Source organism: Sphingobium cupriresistens (genome assembly GCF_004152865.1).
GTDB classification, from domain to species: domain Bacteria; phylum Pseudomonadota; class Alphaproteobacteria; order Sphingomonadales; family Sphingomonadaceae; genus Sphingobium; species Sphingobium cupriresistens.
This window is the reverse complement of record NZ_SEOO01000001.1, coordinates 1-16,094: the sequence shown is the minus strand read 5'-3', so window position 1 is coordinate 16,094 and position 16,094 is coordinate 1. Positions and strand designations below refer to the sequence as shown.

General features: G+C 62.9%; 11 protein-coding genes and 1 tRNA gene. 2 read left to right on the top strand and 10 right to left on the bottom strand.

Features of this window, described 5'->3' with window-relative positions; all coding sequences use genetic code 11:
* Positions 1-42 precede the first annotated feature (42 nt).
* The 5 genes from EWH12_RS00050 to EWH12_RS00030 form a co-directional block, all read right to left on the bottom strand.
* Positions 43-2,742, bottom strand: a complete 2,700-nt coding sequence (locus EWH12_RS00050) for a valine--tRNA ligase (protein WP_129925309.1) — start codon at positions 2,740-2,742, stop codon at positions 43-45.
* 112 nt (positions 2,743-2,854) lie between these two features.
* A complete protein-coding gene (add, locus tag EWH12_RS00045; protein ID WP_242495904.1) occupies positions 2,855-3,985 on the bottom strand; it encodes an adenosine deaminase in 1,131 nt (376 codons plus the stop codon).
* A gap of 105 nt (positions 3,986-4,090) precedes the next feature.
* Positions 4,091-4,549 (bottom strand): DUF2497 domain-containing protein, encoded by a 459-nt coding sequence (locus EWH12_RS00040; RefSeq protein ID WP_066600664.1) that lies wholly within the window; start codon positions 4,547-4,549, stop codon positions 4,091-4,093.
* Positions 4,550-4,619: 70 nt separating this feature from the next.
* Complete coding sequence (locus EWH12_RS00035) at positions 4,620-6,110, bottom strand: TolC family outer membrane protein (RefSeq protein WP_129925308.1); 1,491 nt, start codon at positions 6,108-6,110, stop codon at positions 4,620-4,622.
* Positions 6,111-6,129: 19 nt separating this feature from the next.
* Positions 6,130-6,762, bottom strand: coding sequence for a protein-L-isoaspartate O-methyltransferase family protein (locus EWH12_RS00030; protein ID WP_129925307.1), 633 nt, complete (start codon positions 6,760-6,762; stop codon positions 6,130-6,132).
* 203 nt (positions 6,763-6,965) lie between these two features.
* Here EWH12_RS00030 and EWH12_RS00025 point away from each other — a divergent pair.
* Both EWH12_RS00025 and EWH12_RS00020 read left to right on the top strand, forming a co-directional pair.
* Positions 6,966-7,039 (top strand) — tRNA-Cys (locus tag EWH12_RS00025).
* Positions 7,040-7,485: 446 nt separating this feature from the next.
* Positions 7,486-7,875 carry a thermonuclease family protein gene (locus tag EWH12_RS00020; protein WP_129925306.1) on the top strand — a complete coding sequence of 130 codons (390 nt, stop codon included), beginning with the start codon at positions 7,486-7,488 and terminating at the stop codon, positions 7,873-7,875.
* A 419-nt stretch (positions 7,876-8,294) separates the two neighbouring features.
* Here the strand turns inward: EWH12_RS00020 and EWH12_RS00015 are convergent, their stop codons facing one another.
* From EWH12_RS00015 to EWH12_RS22110, 5 genes are all read right to left on the bottom strand, one after another.
* Positions 8,295-12,770, bottom strand: a complete 4,476-nt coding sequence (locus EWH12_RS00015) for a thermonuclease family protein (RefSeq protein ID WP_129925305.1) — start codon at positions 12,768-12,770, stop codon at positions 8,295-8,297.
* A gap of 1 nt (position 12,771) precedes the next feature.
* Entirely contained in the window at positions 12,772-13,872 is a 1,101-nt protein-coding gene (locus EWH12_RS00010) for a hypothetical protein (RefSeq protein ID WP_129925304.1), read from the bottom strand.
* A complete protein-coding gene (locus EWH12_RS00005; protein WP_129925303.1) occupies positions 13,872-14,312 on the bottom strand; it encodes a hypothetical protein in 441 nt (146 codons plus the stop codon). The genes EWH12_RS00010 and EWH12_RS00005 overlap by 1 nt, the downstream gene beginning before the upstream one ends.
* Positions 14,309-14,458, bottom strand: a complete 150-nt coding sequence (locus tag EWH12_RS22115; RefSeq protein ID WP_165363550.1) for a hypothetical protein — start codon at positions 14,456-14,458, stop codon at positions 14,309-14,311. The genes EWH12_RS00005 and EWH12_RS22115 overlap by 4 nt, the downstream gene beginning before the upstream one ends.
* A 767-nt stretch (positions 14,459-15,225) precedes the next feature.
* Positions 15,226-16,094 (bottom strand): hypothetical protein (locus tag EWH12_RS22110; RefSeq protein WP_165363549.1); only part of this gene is annotated, 869 nt, incomplete at its 5' end.

The following is a 16,094-nucleotide window of genomic DNA, read 5'->3' as shown; positions in this document are numbered from 1 at the left end:
ATATATCCGTGTTTCCGCGAAGGCGGGAACACATCTATCGACTTATCCCAATCGTTCCAGCGCCGCCTTCAACCTTTCCGCCTCGGCGGCCTTTTCGGCATGATCCTCACGCGCCTTGGCGACCGCTTCGGGCTTGGCCTTCTCGACGAAGCTGGGGTTGGACAGGCGACCCCCCAGGCTATCCCGCTCCTTCTCCGCCGCGGCCAGCGCCTTGGCCAGGCGGGTCTTTTCCGCCCCGATGTCGATCACGCCTACTAACGGCAGGATGAAGGTCGCTTCGTCCACCACGATTTGCGCCGCGCCGCCAGCCGGCGGTTCGCCGAAGGTCAGGCTTTCGACCCGGCCAAGCCGCGCCAGCGCCACGCCCTGACGATCGAGACGACGATGCGTTTCTTCGGATGCATCGCGCACGATCACCGGAAGTTTAGCGCCCGGCGGCACGTTGAGTTCGGTCCGTGCCGTCCGCATCGCGCTCACCAGCCGGATCAGCCAGTCGATTTCCGCCTGCGCCTCGCTATCGACCGCGGCCAACGCCTGCGGCCATTGCGCGACGATCAGTTCATTGGAACGCGCACCGGTCAGATGCCACAATTCTTCGGTGATGAACGGCATGAAGGGATGCAGCATCACCAATATCTGGTCGAACGCCCAGCCCGCGACGGCGCGCGTCTCGTCGTCCATCGCGCCCTTGGTGAGTTCGATATACCAGTCGCAAAACTGGTCCCAGACGAAATGATAGATGGCGTTGGCCGCCGCATCGAACCGCAGTTCGGTCATCGCCGTGTCGATCGCCTGCACGGTCGCGACCGTTTCTGCGATGATCCAGCGGTTGACCGGGAGCGCGGCGGCGGGCGCCTCATGACTGGTCGAGGCTGTGACGCCGTTCGACTGGAGGAAGCGCGCCGCATTCCACAGCTTGGTCGCGAAGTTGCGATAGCCCTCGACCCGCTTTTCATCCATCTTCACGTCGCGGCCCTGGCTTTCCATCGCCGCCATGAAGAAGCGCAGCGCGTCCGCGCCGAACTTGTCGATCAGGCCCAGCGGATCGACCACATTGCCCTTGGACTTCGACATTTTCTGCCCATCGGCCGCGCGGACCAGCCCGTGGAGATAGAGTTTCTTCCATGGGGCCTCGCCCATGAACTCCATCCCCTGCATCGCCATGCGCGCATCCCAGAAGAACAGGATGTCGAAGCCGGAAATCAGCAGGTCGTTGGGATAATGGCGCGACAGCTTGTCGCTCTGCTCCGGCCAGCCCAGCGTGCCAAAGGGCCAGAGGGCGGACGAGAACCATGTGTCGAGAACGTCGGGGTCGCGGGTCAGCACCTTGTTGCCCGCCAGCGCCTGCGCTTCGGCTTCGCTCTCAGCGACATAGCTGTTGCCATCCTCATCAAACCATGCCGGGATTTGATGCCCCCACCAGAGCTGGCGCGACACGCACCAGGGCTGGATATTCTCCATCCAGTTGAAGAAGGTCTTTTCCCATGTCTTGGGCACAATCTCGATCGCGCCGTCGCGCACGGCCTGCATAGGGGCGACCGCCAGCTTTTCAGCGTCGACATACCATTGGTCGGTCAGCCAGGGCTCGATGACCACGTTGGAGCGGTCGCCGAACGGCGTCTGGATGGTGCGCGGCTCGAAATCGGTCGAAACCTCCTCGCCTTCCTTGTCCTTGGTGACATGGGGCACCAGGAAGCCGAGCGCCTTCATCTCCGCGACCACGGCTTCGCGCGCGCCGTCCACGCCATCCTTCTTGAAGCGATGCAGCCCCAGAAAGCGATCGGGGATCAGGCCGTCGGCGGTCTGGACGACATTGGCGTCGGCGTCGAACATGTTGAGCATCTCACCGGCCTTCAAGCCCGCGCGCTTGCCCACGTCGAAGTCGTTGAAATCATGGCCCGGCGTGATCTTGACCGCGCCAGTGCCCAGCGCCGGGTCGGCATGTTCGTCGGCCACGATCTTGAAACGGCGACCGGTGATCGGCTGGAGAATCTCCTTGCCGATGACATTCTTGTAGCGCTCGTCATCGGGATGCACGGCGATCGCCATGTCGGCCAGCATCGTCTCCGGCCGCGTCGTCGCCACGACGATATGGTCGCTGCCGTCCGCCAGAGTGACGCCATCGGCCAGCGGATAGCGGAAGCGCCAGAAACCACCCTTCGTCTCGACCGTCTCGACCTCAAGGTCCGAAATGGCGGAACGGAAATGCGGATCCCAATTCACCAGCCGCTTGTCGCGATAGAGCAGGCCGCGCTTGTGCAACTCCACGAAGGTCTTGACGACCGCCTTCGAAAAGCCCTCGTCCATGGTGAAGCGCTCGTTCGCCCAGTCCATCGAACAGCCCAGACGCCGCAACTGGCTGGTGATGGTCCCGCCGCTCTCGGCCTTCCATTCCCACACCTTGGCAACGAATTCGTCGCGGGTGAAATCAGTGCGCTTCTGCTGCTTGGCGTTGAGCTGGCGCTCGACCACCATCTGCGTCGCGATGCCCGCATGGTCGGTGCCGACCACCCACAAGGCGTCCTTGCCGCGCAGCCGCTCGTATCGGATCACGATGTCCTGCAACGTATTGTCGAGCGCATGGCCGATATGCAGGCTGCCTGTGACGTTCGGCGGCGGGTTCACGATGGTGAAGGGCGTCGCATCCGGCCGCTCCGGCCGGAACAGGCCGTTGCTCTCCCAATGCGCATACCAGCGGGATTCGATCTCGGCGGGGTCGAAGATTTTCGGCAATTCGGTCATGATCGCGCTTTAACGCCTGCCGCACGACACGCAAGAGAGGCGAGGCTTTCAGACCGGGCTATCCATCACTTTCAACGACAATCCCGACCAAATGGTGCGTGCGGTGATAGGGTCAAGCGGCGACACCCTCCGCCCTGGCAAAGGCGTCCAGCTTGGCATGGCAGGCGGCGCGCAGCCCCTCGTCCATCCAGCCCGCATTGAAGGCGTTGCGCTGCAACCGCACCAGTTCCGCCTTGGTCAGCGCACTATGCGCCTGCGCCTTGACCAGCACTTCATTGAGATATTCGCTGCCCATATAGGCCGGATCGTCGGAATTGATGGTGAGGTTGAGGCCCGCGTCGATCATGCCGCGCACCACATCGACCGGCGGCGTATCGCCCCGCACGGTGCCGGAAAAGGTCGGACAGACGGTGAAATACAGGTTCCGCGCCTTGGCCGCCGCGATCAGTTCGGGCGATTCCAATATATTGCCGCCATGGTCGATCCGGTCGACGCGCACGTCGATAATCGCCTGGCGCAGATGCTCGACAATATCCTTCTGATTAAGGTCGCAGTGCGCCGTGACCTTCAGCCCCGCGGCGCGCGCCTTGGCGAAATGGGCGGCGAACTTGACCGGCGGATGATCCTTCTCATCCGAATCCAGCCCGACGGCGACCAGTTGATCGCGGAACGGCAATGCCGCGTCCAAAGCCGCCATCGCCGACTCCGCCGACAGGTCGCGCACGAAGCAGAGGATGAGTTGCGACACTATCCCCAATTGCGCCGCGGCCGCCGCGCGCGCGCGGGTGATGCCGCCGATCACCGCGGCCATCGGCACGCCGCGCTTCAGATGTTCCTGCGGGTCGAAGAAAATTTCGGCGTAGAGAATGTTCTGCGAAGCCGCCTTGGCCAGGTAGGCATAGGCCAGGTCGTAGAAATCCTGCTGCGTCCGCAACACCTTCATGCCGTCATAATAGATGGCCAGGAAGCTGGGCAGGTCATGATAGCGATAGCTGGCCTTCATCGCGGCGACATCGGCGAAGGGCAGGTCCAGCCCGTTGCGCTGCGCGAGCGCGAACTTCATCTCCGCTTCCAGCGTGCCTTCCAGATGGACATGATATTCCGCCTTGGGCATCGCCGCGATGAAGCGGGCCATGTCGGCCCCAGCGACGTCGTCAGACGCTGCCCATGCCGGAGCGGCGTTGATCCAGGCGGCCAAAGGGGCGCCCAACAGGCCATGGATTACCGCGCGCCTGCTGAACATCGATCATCACCCCTTTGAAACCCGGCATTCTATCCGGGCATAGGGGTGCGCCTGTCCATCATGGAATATCGGACGGGCTGACGCAAAAAAGGGAGCGGACCTGGATTAGCGGCCAGTGATGCGCGCGATTTCCTTGGCGACCATCTCTTCGACCAAAGCCGGCAGGCGCTGGTCCAGCCAGTCCTTCAGCATCGGCTTGAGCATCGCACGGACCAACCCGTCGAGCGTATTGTCCTGCCCATCCTTGGGCGCGACCAGCATGGAGGACAAAGCGGACAGCGAATGACGCGCGGCGACTTCACTCTCGACCGATAGAATCGAGTCGTCGGCGGGTGCGTTTGCGGCGGCGGCTTTGGGAGCAGGCATGGCAATCTCCTCCGCGACCTCGTCGGTCAGTTCCAATATTTCTTCTACCGCGACGGGCGCTGGCGCGGCGACCGCCTTGGCCTCGGCGCGCGTGCGGCGCGGGGCGGCCTGCACCGCTTCCTCGCCTTCTTCGGCGATGATCCGCTTGATGGACGAGAGTATCTCTTCCATCGAGGGTTCCTTGGTCATGTCACCCATGGATAGTCCCCGTCCAAAATCCATTGCGCATCCTTAAACGCCAAGATTACCCGGCCGGGTTAACAAGCGGTTAAGGCTGCTGCGCAGCGGGTCCGACATTGGCGTTTTGCGCGGGCGTGTCAACGGTCCGCGTAGCGACGGGGGTTGGCTTGGAATCGAAGCTCCAGTCGAGCCACTTGCCCTTCACCCGTTCATAATTGACCATCGGGTCGTACAGCGTGCCGCTTTCCAGGCCCAGATCGTCGGCTTCGGCATGGCCCATGGCGGCGATGACGCTGAAACCGGCGACATAGGCGTTGCGCTGCGCCGTCACCAACTGGACCTTGGCGTTCAACGCTTCCTGTTCGGCGTTGAGGATGTCCAGAATGGTCCGGCTGCCGACCGAATTTTCCGCCTGCACGCCTTCCAGCGACAGATTGGCGGCCTCGACCGCCTTCTGGTTCGATTCGATGCTCTCCAGCGATGCCTTCCAGCTGGCATAGGCGGCGCGCGTCTGGGAGATAACGCTGCGCTCCACCTCGATCTCGCGCTCGATCGCCTGCGATTCGCGCGCCTGATTCTGGCGGACCTGCGCGGCGGGGCGACCACCCTGATAGAGCGGGATGGTCAGCTGGACGCCGGCGGTGGCCTGCTTGTTGATCTGCGGCCCCTCCACCGAATTGCCATCGACATCCTGCGCGCTACCGCCCAGCGTATGCAGATAATTGGTATAGCCTGCCGTCGTGAAGCCCGACAGCGTCGGCAAACGCGCGGCGCGCGCCGCCTTCACATCATAGCCCGCGGCGATCCGATCCTTCTTGGCCGCCACTATGTCTGGATTGTCGTTCAGAGCGACCTGCACCGCGATGGTCGGTGTGGCGGGAAGCCCCGGCAGCGCGGGCGGCGGCTCCAGCGCGTCGGGTGCGTCACCCACCAGCGCGATATAATTTTCACGGCTGGCGATCAGATTGGCTTGCGCTATCTGCAGGTCCGACCGCGCCAGCGCCAGGCGCGACTGCGACTGGGCTACGTCGGTCCGGGTCAGGTCGCCGACTTCGAACCGGTCGTTGGTCGCCTGGAGATTAACCTCCAGCGCGCGCACGTTGGACTGGTTCAGCGACACGATCGCGCTGTCGCGGATCACATCCATATATGCGCCCACGGTCTGCGAAAAGATGCTGGCTTCGGTGCCGCGCAGATTGGCCTGGCCGGCCTCCACGCGCGTCCTGGCCGCCTTCACCCCGTTGCGCACCGCGCCGCCCGAATAGATGGGCACGTTCAGCTGCGCCTGCGCATTCACCGTCCTTTGCGGCGACGTGAAGCTGATGGTGGGCTTGAGGATGCTTTCGGAAAAACTGCCCGTCACGTCCACGCCGGGCCGGCCCGCAGCCTTCTGAATGGACACATTTTCGTCGGTCGCGCGCTGCCCCGCGCGCGCGCCTGTCAGCGTCGGGTTAGATGCATAGGCCTTGGCCAGCGCACTCTGCAACGTCTCGGCCTGCGCGCCGCTGGTCAGGGCGGAGGACAGCAACAGCAAAGCGGCTGCGGCATGATGCCGATAAGAGGTGCGCTTCGCCGTCATCTGTCCCCGCCCATCATTTTCAGAACACAAATCCCTTGGGCGCGCCGAAACCGGGCAACGCCACCATTTCGATATCGGCAAGGCTGCTCAGGCCCAGCACTCCCGCAACCACCCGGCCGCCGCACAGGCGCGTAACGCCGCGATCGACGACCCCCGTCACCACGCGGGCGTCCTCGGCAAGCTGCTGAACGAGCGTCGCGGGCACTTCCTCCACCGCGCCGTCGATGAACAGCAGGTCATAGGGCGCGCCATCAGCGGCGCCGGCGTTAAGCGGGCCGCGAACGACCGTCACGCCGGACAGCGCGATCTCCGCACCGCCCTCTTCCTCGACAGCCGTCACCTGCGCGCCCAGTTCGGACAACAGCGCGGCGGCATAGCCGGTCGCTGCGCCAATCAGCAGCACCTTGTCGCCTGGAACCACATGCGCTTCATCGAGCAGCCGCCCCGTCACCAGCGGCGGATTGAGCGAACGCCCCCCCGCCAGCGGAATGGGACGGTCGATATAGGTCATGGCGCGGCGCTGCGCAGGCACGAAATCCTCGCGCGGCACCTTCGCCATCGCGGCGATGACACGCTGGTCGCCCACGTCGCTGGTGCGCAACTGGCTTTCGACCATGGCGGCCCGCATCGAAGAATAGTTCTGCTCGGTCACGATAGTTCCTCGCTTGTCCGGTGGGCTTGGCACAACTGTATTGGCAATGCAATACACTAAGGGGATCATCGGACCTCTAAATCAGCGCGCGGCCCGCGCCAAGCGGCTTTGCGCGACGGTGGATAAGAATCTTGCGGCGCCCGCCCCATCCCCCGCTTGACTTTGCATCCAAAGCCGCACATTTGCGGCCACCCACTTGTCGAGGCCCGATGGCGGAGTGGTTACGCAGAGGACTGCAAATCCTTGCACGCCGGTTCGATTCCGGCTCGGGCCTCCAAATTTTTCAGCTAATTGGTTGAAAAACGGCGCAATTTCCGTCAAATCGCTGGGGCGTTCCCACATTTGAAACCACATCGCCCGCCAGACAGGGGTGGCTCACCGTGGACGATGACGGAATTTTGTTGGTAGCGGTTAGTCGGTGCCATCAGTTGATCCAGCCTCCGGGCAACCGCCTGCCGGAGCGCCACGCCCTCCCACTGCCCTCCACTGGCATGTCAGTCGATTCGCTCAGCCAGGAACAGCGGCCGAGCATGGGCGATCGTCAGCATCAATCGAGCGAGAGGGCGCCGGAAGCGGATAAATGCAAGCCATGCGCAACGATCACTTAACCGTTACCAGCTATCTGAACATTGTGGGGCCGGGCGAAGCCTGCCTGCGCTGCGGCGCAGATGAGGGGTACCGTGAGGCCCTTAGACCGGTCCCACAACCTGCTGCCAAGACGCTATGATCCTCTCCATCCTTCTGCTCTCCATCTGGACGCCGGCCATTCAGTGCGTGGCGATCGACGGCGATACCCTGCGCTGCCCAGAGATAGGCCGCGTTCGCCTGCTAGGCATCGACGCCCCGGAAATGCCAGGCCACTGCCGCAAGGGCCGCGACTGCGCTCCTGGCGATCCGCATAGCAGCAAGGCCAGTCTCGCCAGGCTAATCCGCGCCGGGGTAACGATCGCTCCGGTTACGCGGGACCGCTATGGGCGGACAGTGGCGCAGGTCTATGCTGGTGGGCGCAATGTCGCGTGCGAGCAACTTCGGGTCGAGTTGGCAGTTTATATTGAGCGCTGGGATACCGGGCGCCGCCTTGCAAAGGAATGTCGCCAGCACCATGCCCCTTGACCGAATCATGCAGGCCTGATGATCTGTAGTGGATCCCGGCTTATCCGCTGTGTTCCCAAAGCCATTCGGGAGCCGGGATCACCTTCAGCCTTTCAAAAAAGCAAACTTTCCCAACCACATTGGGACCATGCTCCCGAAATGGAGCTGATTACCAATTATAGAGACGCCCTCGATGGCGAGTAGGGTAGAGGCTGAGAACATGACAGGCATAGGCCGCCGTCTGGCTGGTCGTAATGGCGCTTGACCGAATCGGGCTCGCAATCATCCGGCTGGCCGCTATTTCGGTCGCGGGCGGAGTTTCGTCACGAAGGACTGCATCCTGCGGAGCTTCGCCCACCTCTAGCCGATGAGCCTGTGGGATGGCGGCACCTGCCTGCCCGTGCGTCGATTTTGAGGCGAGGCGGCTTTATAAGCGCGCTCTACCGCACCGGCGTCCCCGGCCACGCATCAGCGCCGCTGCTGGGCTTCAACTTCCCGAACATACCGATCTTGGCCTCCCTCCGCGCCTTGGTCACCAATCGGCTGATTTCCGCTTGCCGGTCCTCTCGATCGAGTGCGGGCCAGTCAGGGCGGGCAAGCAGACTGGCTACGCCATTGTACGACATCGCCCCGGCCTCTTCCCGAAACCGCCCATAGTCAGCGGGCGACATATCGCGGCGCTGAAACTCAGGGACCGTCAAACCTTGATCGAGCAGGCCATTGTTCACCGGATCATTGCGCCGGGTCGATGTCCAGACAGGCGACACGATGTCCGGCCCGATACCGCCCTCGCTGGTGATGGGCTGGCCCCACACGTCCCGCTGTTCGGGCAACGACTTCGACAGGCCCGGCACACGGCGGCGCACCGCATCCATGATGGTATCTGCCTCTCGCAGGGTCGGGTCCATCGTGCGCGCCACCTGGGCCACGCTTGCGGGAACAGCAAGCGAACCGGCAGTGCGCTTGAGCCACCCATTTGCATAGCGGCCCGGATCATTCACCGCGTCCACCAGATCGCCGAGCCCGGACAGCCAGGTTTTGGACGAAAGGCTCTGCATGACGGACGCCGTGACCAGCAGTGCCACATCATCCTTTTGCTTGTCCGTCATATGGTCCTGCAACTCGACCATCCCGGCCGCGACGCCCAGCGTGGAGGCGAAGGGGTCGAGCCGCTGATAGCTGACGTAGCGATCGCCAACCTTGATCGAATAGGGTTGCCAGCCATCCGCCCGGAGCAATGCGCGCGCCTTCTCATCGGCAGGCCCGTTGCCTGTGACGAGGCCTTGGGAGGCCAATTCCGCCACCAGTGCACCGACGCCGCTACCCACAAGAGCGCGCGACAATGCGAGATCACGCTTGGCGCCGCCCGCACGAAAATCCTTCCGCCATTCCTTCAAAAGTGGCGCGGCAGGCGATCTTTCCAGAGAGAATTTCAGGAGGTTGGTCGGCGTGCGGACGAACGGCAGCACCAGTTTCATTGCAGGGGTCGAATTGCTCAGCATTGTCGCTGCTGTGCCGACCTTGCCCAACGGCCGCTGAAACGTGAGATAACGCCCATAGTCAAAGGCCTGATCCAGCATTTCGTCGGTCGGATTGGCAACCAGATCAGCGACACGGCGCTTGCCCTCTTCTCCACGCAGACCTTCCGCAGCAGCCTTGCGCACCGCCAGGCCGTTCAACTCCATGCGCCGCGCCATTCCCTTGAATAGTTCGTCCGCCGACGACAGCAGGCGCGTGGGTGTACGGATGATCTTGCCCTTCAAGCCACTGATGGCGTCCTGATGCACCGTGTCGATCTTGTTCGCGAAGTCCGAGGCCTCACCCGTCCGCAGGGTGCGCGCTGCTTGGCGAAGGCCGTCCTTCACGCCCTGCAACAGTCCCACCGATCGCGCGCCTAATTCGGTGAACAGCACCCGATCCGCCACCTTGCCGCGCGCCGCCATATTACGAACGCCGCCCATCGCTGCGGCAATCCCATGTTCCGGGATCTGCGCCAGCGCCGTCATGGTGTTCGACACCGTGTTGACTACGTGCGTTTGCGGCCCCGACAAGAGCGAGTTGATCCACAATTCCTTAAACTTGTCGCCCCAGCCCGGCTTTAGCGCGTCGCGCGCCGCCCGATTGAGCGAACCCGGATCGACAGTTTCACCTTCCAGTATGAGGTCAGCCGCCTCCTTCAACCGATCCTTGCCGCCGCCGCCCTCCGACAGGCCGTTGAGGACGTTGCCGCGGACATTGCGGCTATCCGCCGTCATGCGGAACTGCGCCAGCGTGCGACCCGCCTCCGCCGTCGCACCGGATATCTGCTCCTGAATGGCGACGTGACGGACAAGCGCCTGCCGGAACGCGGATAGCGCCTCTTCGCCGGGATCGTCCATGCGCTGGATGCGGCGGGCCATGTTGACCAGCTCGTTCCCCGACTTGGCGAGTATCTGCCGGGACGCCAAGGCTTCCTCTGCGTTGAACGCCTGCCCCTTCCGGCGCGACAGCAGCTTTTCAGGCGTCATGCCCAATTCGTCTGCAAGGCTCTGCGTCTCCGCCTGGCTGATGCGACCGCGGCGGGCAGCATCGAAGCCGCCCGTCATGCGCTCCGCCTGCGTCAACGCCCGCTGAATTGCCTGTGGGCTGTCCAGCTTCGACAAGCGGATGTTTCCGGCGAAGTCGGGCGCCTGTTCGCCCCATTCCTCATAAGCGGACACTGGCGGCTGGTTCGCGTCCAGATCGTCCAAGGTAGCAGGCTGGCCGTGATCCTCTGCCAATGGCGCGCCTTGTTCCCGCGCTCGCTCGACGGCAAGGCGCTGCTCGCGAGCAGCGTTGAACCCATCGACCTCCGTCAGATCGTCGGTACGAAACGAGCGGTTGATGCCGCGGTTGGTGTTGTCCATGGCGTCGAGAAATTCCGCGATGGTCGGACGTTCTGCATGATCCGGGAAATATCCCGCGCGCCAAGCCGCGTCAGCGGCTTCATCGAGGCGCATCCCGTTATCATTGTCGACCAACTTGCCAAAGCGCTGCTCGCCCCGCGCGAAGTCCAGATCGCGCCCAGCATTGGCCGTGATCCCCATGGCGCGTAGTTCGCCGCCTTGGTCGACCACGCCGCCACGACTGCGCAGGTAGGTGACTAGATCGGCAGGCCCACGCTTTGCGACCTCACGCGAGGGATCGTCACCACGCGGCAGGACGCGGCTTTCCAGCATACCTGCCTCATTGGGTGCCTTTACGGTCGGATAAAGCCCAGCCCCAATGCGGGCGGCCTCGTCCTGGCTGGCAACCACGTTGGACGGTAGCGGCAGGATGTCGGACGGGTTAACACGCTCCGCCATGGCCCGGCGCTGCATCTCGGTAGCTGGGTCCGTCAGAGGACGAGGCCCGGCCGTCACGTCGATGCGATCCACCATCCGGGGCGACGTGATCGAGGGCAGCGGGTTTGCGTCTTCGTTCGCCATAGAAGTGGTGAATGGATGACTGGCAACATCGCCGTGCGGCGCGGCGGGCGACGCCCCTTCGTCACCCAGAACAGAGGGGCGGCGATTCCGAAGCCGGGCGAGCGTGCTGGCGCTAATCGGGCCTACCGTTTGGGCAAGTGCGCCGGTGCCGTAACCCAGCGCTGCGCCCGTGACCGCACCAAGGCCCGCGCCAGGCAAGCGATCGGTCACGCCACCCTCACCAGCACCAAAGCCGGCAAGCCCGCCCTCTAGCGACCCGATAGCAGCGAGGCGGCGACGGACAGACGCTTGCGCCGCCTGCTTAGCAGCAAGCCGTGATCCACCGGCGCGCATGGCCTGCCGAGCAGCAGCCAGTCCGACACCCTCCACGGATGCGCCAGGAAGCGCGATGCCACTCGCGAGCTGCCCGCCGAAGCGCGCATAGGGATGTTCTGCGTCGTCATAGCCGAGGATGCTCCGGTTCTGGTCGATGTTGTTGTAGAGGATGTCGGCAAAGCGCCGATCGCTGCCCCACACGTTTTCACGGCCGGGCGTGCCGCCGAGCGAATCCACTACCCCACCCATTTCGTCCAGCATGTTGAAGGGGTCGGCAAGGCCGCGCACAGCGGAGCCGATCGCGCCGCCCTCCGTATCGGTCAGTAGCTTCGGCAGGTCGGTATATCGCAAAGTCGGATCAGCGCCGCGCTTGGCGCGCTCCCCATAGGATTTGCGCGTCGCGTCGGGGTCGATGATGAAGCCGTTCGTCTTTGCATATCCCAACAGGTCGTCTGCCGTCGAAGCAGGGTCCATCCATATCTTTTGATAACCCGCGGCGATCTCAGGTCGCAGACCTTGAAAGGGCGTGGCCTCGTCATTGAAGACGGCAATGCTGCCCTTCTGGGGCGCGTCCAGCCATTCCGGTTTTGCCCAAGGATCAGGCGTACCCTTTCGGAAATCTGCCGGGTCTTGGAACTGTCCGGCATGTGCGCCGCGCCGGTTGAGGCGGGCAAGTCGCTCAGCCTCCATATAGGGTTGCAAGCGTGGATCGCCTTGCAGATATTTGGGCGCGGCCAAGCCCATGCCCTGATCAATCAACCCCAGCCCAGCATCACGCCCGCCCTGCTCCAGCGACACCACTGGCCGCCCGTAGGTCTGCGATCCTGTCGGCGTGACCGTTGTGTCAGGGCGGAGGTAAGGGAGGATTGCGCCCCGCGCCTGCTGCCCCAGCGGAACCATCTGACCACCCTGCATCCCATGCTGATCAAGCTCGAAAGCATCGGCACCATAAAGCCGCCCATTCTGCCCGTTGTTCAGGCGGAAGGTATCGCCGTCATGCGCCTCACCTGTGACCGACAGCGGGGAGGCAGACGACGCCGTGCCGCTACCCCGGAACGCCATGCCAGGACGAGGCGCGGACGGCGCGGCGGTGCCAGGCCATTGATCGGACGGGGCGTCGTTGACGGGCGTGCCGGGCCATTGCTCTCCTTCCATATCAGCGCACCATCACCCTTCCATCCGGGGTGCGGTATCGCGTCCCCTTTGTCAGCCGCGCCGCATCGGCAGGCGTCTTCACGGTCGGGATGTTGCCGGCACCGCCCGTGCCACCGGGGCGACCTCCGCGACCATAAAGCGAAAGCACCTGCTGTTCGCCGGCTGTCAGCGGCTTGCCCGATGCCACCTTGGAGAGGATCGGCGCATAGACATTGCCGGTCGTGCGCGGCGGACGATTGCCCCCGTTGCCGCCGCCCGCGCCACCAGCCGCCGAAGGTCGGGGATGGAGGTTCGCATAGGTCGGCATCTGGCGCAGGGAGGCGCGGTTCCCCTGCCTGACCCCTTCAAGCGAGACCCGGTGACCTTGGCGGACATCTTCCAGTTCCTGGCGCCCTTGTTGCGCGGTGGGGCCATTGGATCGAAGCACGAAGTCCTGCATCGCCTCGTTGTAATCGTCGCTGCCCGGCTCCAGCCCCATAAGGCCCGCATATTCTTCGAAGTCGGTCGGACCATCGTAGATCGTCTGCGCCTGCCCAGTGATCGGATCGAACATCACCCGATCGCGGCCGGACATGAAATATTGAGGCTGCGCCAGTTTCGCGTCGCGGTCCTGCTCAGCCCAGGAGCGATCTTCGCGGCGCAGCGCGTCTTGCCGCCCCCACTCCGCCTGCTGTTGGCGTTGGCGCATCTTCATCGGGCCGTACATCGGCTGACCGCCTGCCGCCCCAGCCATGCCATCAGCCAGAGCGCCCAGCACGTCACGCCATGCGCCGTCTTTATCGAAGAAGCCCGCTTTCTTTGGCTGGAGGCTGTCCATTGGCGACACCGGCTGCGCCTGCAATCCAGTCGGCGCCATTGGCGTATCGAGCGGCATTGTCGAAATAGGCGCGCCTTGCGGCTGCGCTCCGGTGCTGCCTGCACCCACGCCGCGGAAGGCCATCCGAGCAGGCGAGCGGTTTGCTACCTCCATAGGGGGAGCGATCGGCAGGCCATTGGGCTGCATTGCGCCGGGCAGGCCGTCACCAATGCCGGGTGTGGTGTAAGGCGGCGGAAGCTCAAATAGCTGCCGCAGGCGACTACCGTTTTGGAAACCCATCGCCATTATGCGATCTCCTTAGCTTGCTGGAAAATGTGAGGGGCGAACCTGTCCGCCATTTCGTTGATGGCGGTGGCGGCGGCTTCATTCCCCCGCGATGCGAGGCGATCGAGGATAGCCACGGCTTCCGCGAGAAGATCGTTGCCCCAGGCCGCATCCGCGCTGCGGCGGTCATAGCCCCAATATTCTGCCAGCGAGACAAGGACGGCGGCGAGCATCACGGCATCATCGTCATGGCCTTGGCTTGCGGCGAAGCGCGCCCAGAACATGGCTTCCATCGCGTGCCCCTGCCCCATGGCATAGTCGCCACGCGCCGCCGCCGTGCTCATGTCCTGCAAAGCCATGGCGCGGCCCGCCCGCTGAGCTTCGAGATCACCACCGGCTGCGTCCCTAATGATGAAAGCCAGGTCGCCAAGAGCGCCGTTCGCGTCATCGGCGGCCATCATGCGACACCCCGCACTTCTTTGCGCAGGGCATGGCGCATCAGTTCGGACAGGCTCATGCCCTCCCGCTGGGCCTTGAGGGAAGCGGCGGCGATCAGGGAGTTGTTGGCCCGGAACCGAACCGCAGTGTCGTGAACATTCTCGCGCATAACAGCCTCCAAGTTGCGGGTATCTAAATACCACTTTTCAATCGAAGATGAAAGGAGCGTTCTACTTTTCGGCTCCACTTGTATGCCGTGAACAATTGGAATACATAATGAGAACCCGCCACCGCGCGGGCGCTGCTCCGGGTTGGCTCGAAACTCTGGCGGAACAGGCAGAGGCGCTACCAGAAGGGGTCCAGCAAAGCGCACCCGAGTCCGAAAGGCAGAGCGGGGTTGGCGGGGCAGGGAACAGCCTCGGAAGCAACTGCCAAGTGACTGGCGATCCCTCGCCCAGACACGCCCTAAAGCGACGGTTGGCTCCGAAGGTCATGACGCGCTGAACGGGGCCGGACTGCCTCTGATCCGTCAGGGGTAGTTGTCCTGCGCCCTTTTCGCTCAGGTTTCACCAAAGGTCATCAGGCTACTGCACAGCTAACTTGGAACAGGCACGCACGCGAGAAGTCCGCATTTCAAGGTCTCAAAACCGCTGCGCGTCGAAAATCACCCGAAAAGGCGAAATTTTTTGGCCAAGTTGTATCGCCGGCTGTTCAACAATGGCTGGAGGCTGATGCAGCATGGCGTAGCCCGTCCCCATGGCCCCGCCGAGGAACAGGATGACTGACAACCAGCAAAGAACCGCGACAATCCAGGTGCAACGGGTTCGGCATTGAATAGCAAACGCACCCCGATAGTTACGCCTGTCATCGTTTTCGATGCATATGCCGCCGTATAAGGGGTCAAAGCGTGCCTATTTTTTCGCGGCGCTGTTGGCGTTAGGTGGAACTGTTGAAGAACGGAGCCTGCTGCCAGACAAGCGGGAGTTTTTTAGTATCAACGATGCCGGCCAGCTTGGGCTGATGTTCCGCAATATAGCAGAATCGGTTTTCGTGCGGCCGATTGAAAACGTCGCGGTATTCGCCGGTCCCATAAAGATAAAGGTGCTTGGCACCAGTCTGGACCATTGACCAGTCAATAGGCGACAGGTCATCGACCGACTCCAGATCGCCATCGATCTCATCGTTGCTGTTAATCAAAGTTGGACGCGGATTTCTCATAGGCAGAGGCTCGTTATTGCTGTCATCAAAAAAACCGATGGCAATTTCACTGGTGAGAGCGACGATATTGCCATGCCATACAACATTGTAAGCTGGAGTCTGCCCTCCATTTCGAACCTTAAGTCCCGCCGTAATTTGTTTTCCTATTCCGTTTTCTTTTATCCTCAGCCCCAGGGGTTTTATAGATACATAGGCGCGGAGTTGCGCGCGACTTACCCGCCTGGTTTCTCTGAAAGTTACATACAAAAATCCAGTGCCGACTATGCCGATGCCGATGCCCCACAGGGCATATTGAGCCGCATCATGAGCCGCGTCCGCCGCCTTCCACTGTGCGCAAAGATCGCTATCGCGTCTCTCTGGTCCATATTGGCAGCCAATATCCTTATCTGAAGTGACGACGCTTTGCTTGATGGCTGCGCCGATCGTCGCAGCAGCATTATCAATATCACTTGCGGATATGGGTCGTGTCCCACGGGGTGGTGTAGGAAGGTTTCCCTGAGAGGGTGGCCACCGTCGATCTTCTGGTAGGGTTCGGATGCGAACTCGAACCTGGAGAAGAAGACGATGACCGATGACAGAATGGCCCT

Bases quoted from the DNA above. Each gene is read 5' to 3' on its own strand.
- EWH12_RS00010 (WP_129925304.1), bottom strand. From the start codon at position 13,872: ATGGCGATGGGTTTCCAAAACGGTAGTCGCCTGCGGCAGCTATTTGAG.
- EWH12_RS22115 (WP_165363550.1), bottom strand. From the start codon at position 14,458: ATGCGCGAGAATGTTCACGACACTGCGGTTCGGTTCCGGGCCAACAAC.
- add (WP_242495904.1), bottom strand. From the start codon at position 3,985: ATGTTCAGCAGGCGCGCGGTAATCCATGGCCTGTTGGGCGCCCCTTTG.
- EWH12_RS00040 (WP_066600664.1), bottom strand. From the start codon at position 4,549: ATGGGTGACATGACCAAGGAACCCTCGATGGAAGAGATACTCTCGTCC.
- EWH12_RS00015 (WP_129925305.1), bottom strand. From the start codon at position 12,770: ATGGAAGGAGAGCAATGGCCCGGCACGCCCGTCAACGACGCCCCGTCC.
- EWH12_RS00020 (WP_129925306.1), top strand. From the start codon at position 7,486: ATGATCCTCTCCATCCTTCTGCTCTCCATCTGGACGCCGGCCATTCAG.
- EWH12_RS00035 (WP_129925308.1), bottom strand. From the start codon at position 6,110: ATGACGGCGAAGCGCACCTCTTATCGGCATCATGCCGCAGCCGCTTTG.
- EWH12_RS00050 (WP_129925309.1), bottom strand. From the start codon at position 2,742: ATGACCGAATTGCCGAAAATCTTCGACCCCGCCGAGATCGAATCCCGC.
- EWH12_RS00005 (WP_129925303.1), bottom strand. From the start codon at position 14,312: ATGATGGCCGCCGATGACGCGAACGGCGCTCTTGGCGACCTGGCTTTC.